The following is a 3,349-nucleotide window of genomic DNA, read 5'->3' on the forward strand; positions in this document are numbered from 1 at the left end:
CACTGACGATGAGATACGTAAACTCTTGGAGCACTGCTGCTCCCGAGCGTCACGGTCTCAGATACAGAGCTTTGTCCGGTTGTCAAAGACGATCCATAGCCCTCGTAAGGCCAGGTCCTGATATAGAGGCAACAGCAACGTTTCGTGCTGTTGCCTGCTTGTTTGGCCGCCTCGGGTGAGAACTGGTTCATTTTCACCGGGTCTTGTTGGCAAAAGGAGCCATTGCTCGCTGTGAGTATGTCTATATCGCTCTGTTGAGCCCTGTTTTCCCTTCTCAAAGCGGCTTTAGTTCTTCCCGTTCCTTAAGTTGTCAAACCGTCACGTTCATCTGCATCTATTTCTGCCTTTAGGCAACGATCTTCTGACGGCTGATGGTGCCTGAGTCGAAATCCCTGGCTATCTCAAGTATCGATCCATCACCGGCACGGCACCTCTTAAAAGATCTCTCGTTTGAATTCCGGTGTATAAGACCGCAATTCGCGTTTCTTCTTCGGTCACATGTTCTCCATTATGGACATCGGCTCCGGCTCTATGTGCCTTCTCAAAAGTTGTCCGTCAAACTGTAGCAAGTCCACAAAAGGCGCTCCACCTGGGAGCCAAGCGGGCTGTGCCTACGGCGGCACTAGGCTCAGATACCAGGCAACCAGTCTGATATCTGAGCCTCATGACGTGATGGTCGCCAGAAGGACAGTAGATGACACTGTTCTTCGCTCGCTACCTGCCCCGACTGCGGCACGAGGGTACCGTGGGCCACAGGTAAGGCAGTCCGAAGCGGTGGTGCCGTTGCCGCCGGGACCGGTCTTGCGCACGCAACGAGACCGGCATGATAGAGGTGACCAACGTTGGTCGGTAATAACCCATGTTGGTTTATCTGCGGAGTAACGGTGATTCAATGGGCAAAGTGATGCATTGAAGCCGAGGGCATGGTTACCGAATTTGTTTTACAGTGACCATGATTTAACTTGGAACGAGCGGTGGTACACCAGCTGTGCTACTCATGAAACGAAACAAACCGCGTGTCCAAATGTAGCTGTACTTGGCAAACACGTAGCCTTTAGTGGTATCTCCTGAATATGGTGGACGACCGTTCGCGGGTACGACTAGCCCCCCAATGGTAAGCATGCGTCCTGACACCGCGAAACTCAGCTCTTTGCGGTTCAGACCAGGACCGCCCCCCGGACCGTTCCAAATGAAGAGCCCCGACCAAGGGTAGGGCTTTTGTGCTGCAACGGAAGCGGTTGGAACTCCATTGGTAAGAAGCTGCTTGAATAACTCGCCTTCATAGAGGACCTCGAGTAGCTTCGGTTGGTGACCAAGCACACCTTGATACACAAGAAATGAGATCGGGCTCTGGGCGTATGCAGCACACCTAACCGGTAGCACTGCTAACGGCTTGTTGCCGAAGCCCTTGAGATAGAAGACAACTGTTTTCTTGGACGGCCACACTTCGACCGGGGACATATCGCAGAAGGCAGTCGGCAACATTCCAGGCGACACGAGATCCTTGCCGGGAAGGGGCAGCTTTTCCCAATCGACTTTCGCAAATGCAGGGGGTGTGGTGCGCAGTACAATCGTATCAGAACCACTGAATGAGCGTTCAGGCTTCCTTGAAGTAGCTGTGCTTGTTTCAGCGATGGTCGCGCACGCCGCAAGCATCAGCGGTGCGGCGACAGCCAGTAGCATCAATGACCTCCGAATGCGCTTTATAAACCTAAACCGACCCGGAACTATGAGCTGAGCCCTATACATTTTGCTCTCCATACCAGCCGTGTTCCACTTCGTGGGACCATGCGTTGGCAGGATCCTCATATACCGCCGCTATGTGCTGCTCCCCCCACGTGAACTGGGTGAATGGATCAGTTGCCCAGTCAGGCCAGACTGAACCCATCTGGGAACCTGGATCTGCTTGGGGTATCCCATAGGCAAAGCTGTAGTAGTTGCATGTTGGATAAGTTCCTCCTCCGTTGCAGACGTTCCATTGCCAGTTACTTTCTTTTTGCCAGAGTTCATCTAGGTACTGCCACTGAGAGGAGCTCCACCCAAAGTGAAACATTATCTCGTAGGCGTATGTCTGGGGCGAGAACCACCGTACCGCCCAAATTGCACCCGAGGAGTCGTATATCACCACATTGGAGTCTCCCTGTATTGTCAGATAGGCAGTCCCGCCTCCTATACCATAGGTACCGCTAGCCCAACGTGGTTGCCCTGAAGACGAATAGACAACCAGGTTGCCGTCGCTTTGCATGACAACATAATTGCCCGGTTCACCGTATGTATCGCTTGCCCAAAACGGAATTCCAGAGGAATTGTACTCAACTAGGTTCCCGTCGGTCTGCATAATGAGCGTGTATCCTCCAGTCGAAGAACACAAGTAGCCGCCGGAACCAAGAGCTTGTCCTGGATATAACGTAGTTCCGGCGCATCCTCCTGAACCCACCAGCAGATCCGGTGACGGTTTCGTCCCAGGGGATTCCGTGCCTTGGCGAAAACTCATTGGCACAGCCAACGTGGTCTTAAGCACTTGATTCTTAGAAGACGCAAGTTCCATTTCAGTACTCGGGATCACTGCTACAAGGCTTAGAGCAAATACAGCTCCCTCCCCTAGAATAAGTGTCCGATACTTCACGGGTTCCCCCTTCCCGATCGTTATAGCTCATCCGACGATTAAAATTACAACAGCATTACTGTAGCATCGGGAATCGACAAATAGTTGCGCTTCTGTCCCCCTTTGTAGGACAGGCGCTGGCTGCGGTTGTATTGAAAGCTGGGCTTTCCGATGAGCCAATCCGGACAGCGCATCCTTGCCACGTAAGTACTGGCTCACTCGTGAGATGCTGCCTTAGTGGGTGGCCTGACCTGACCGGAATTCAACCGCTCTATCGGGTTGTCCAAACCATTGGAGATCACACCCGCGACTTCTTTGCGAAGCAAGGTATTTGATTTTCTTCACCACGGGGGTTGTGTCAAAGCTGCGTTTTCGAGTCTGACGGGTGCCAGGGACTCTAGACGTGGATTTGCTGGATGGGATTGTGTCATCACATCGAAGCAACCATTACTGTACGTGCTTGCTTTCGTGTGTGAAAGCCCTTCCGAAGGAACTTATGGTCTATCCGCAGACTGAACGGGCAAGGGGTGATTCGTGATATGCGTCGGTAGGGAAATGGATCGAGGAAAGCGTGTGAAAGTCTTGCCTTATGTGCACCCTATTAGTTCCTACCGATACACGGCCACTTGGCTAGCGGTAAGAAATTTCGATGTTAGGGTGGTGGGCTGACAGTTGAGGGGCCGTCGGGAGAGGGTTCCAGCAGTTGACTTCACGCGCAGCTATAACGATTTATAGTAAATCTTC

2 protein-coding genes are annotated in these 3,349 nt (G+C 52.5%); both read right to left on the minus strand.

Translation table 11 applies throughout. The features are described from left to right. Positions 1 to 957: 957 nt before the first annotated feature. A complete protein-coding gene (locus tag BUA24_RS11555; protein ID WP_072792740.1) occupies positions 958 to 1,749 on the minus strand; it encodes a hypothetical protein in 792 nt (263 codons plus the stop codon). After that, a complete protein-coding gene (locus tag BUA24_RS12700) occupies positions 1,742 to 2,626 on the minus strand; it encodes an aggregation-promoting factor C-terminal-like domain-containing protein (protein WP_072792742.1) in 885 nt (294 codons plus the stop codon). The genes BUA24_RS11555 and BUA24_RS12700 overlap by 8 nt, the downstream gene beginning before the upstream one ends. Positions 2,627 to 3,349 lie beyond the last annotated feature (723 nt).

This window comes from Ferrithrix thermotolerans DSM 19514, from assembly GCF_900128965.1.
Classification (GTDB): Bacteria; Actinomycetota; Acidimicrobiia; order Acidimicrobiales; family Acidimicrobiaceae; genus Ferrithrix; species Ferrithrix thermotolerans.

Excerpts from the sequence above, each read along its gene's own strand:
- BUA24_RS11555 (WP_072792740.1), bottom strand. The coding sequence starts at position 1,749 with ATGTATAGGGCTCAGCTCATAGTTCCGGGTCGGTTTAGGTTTATAAAG.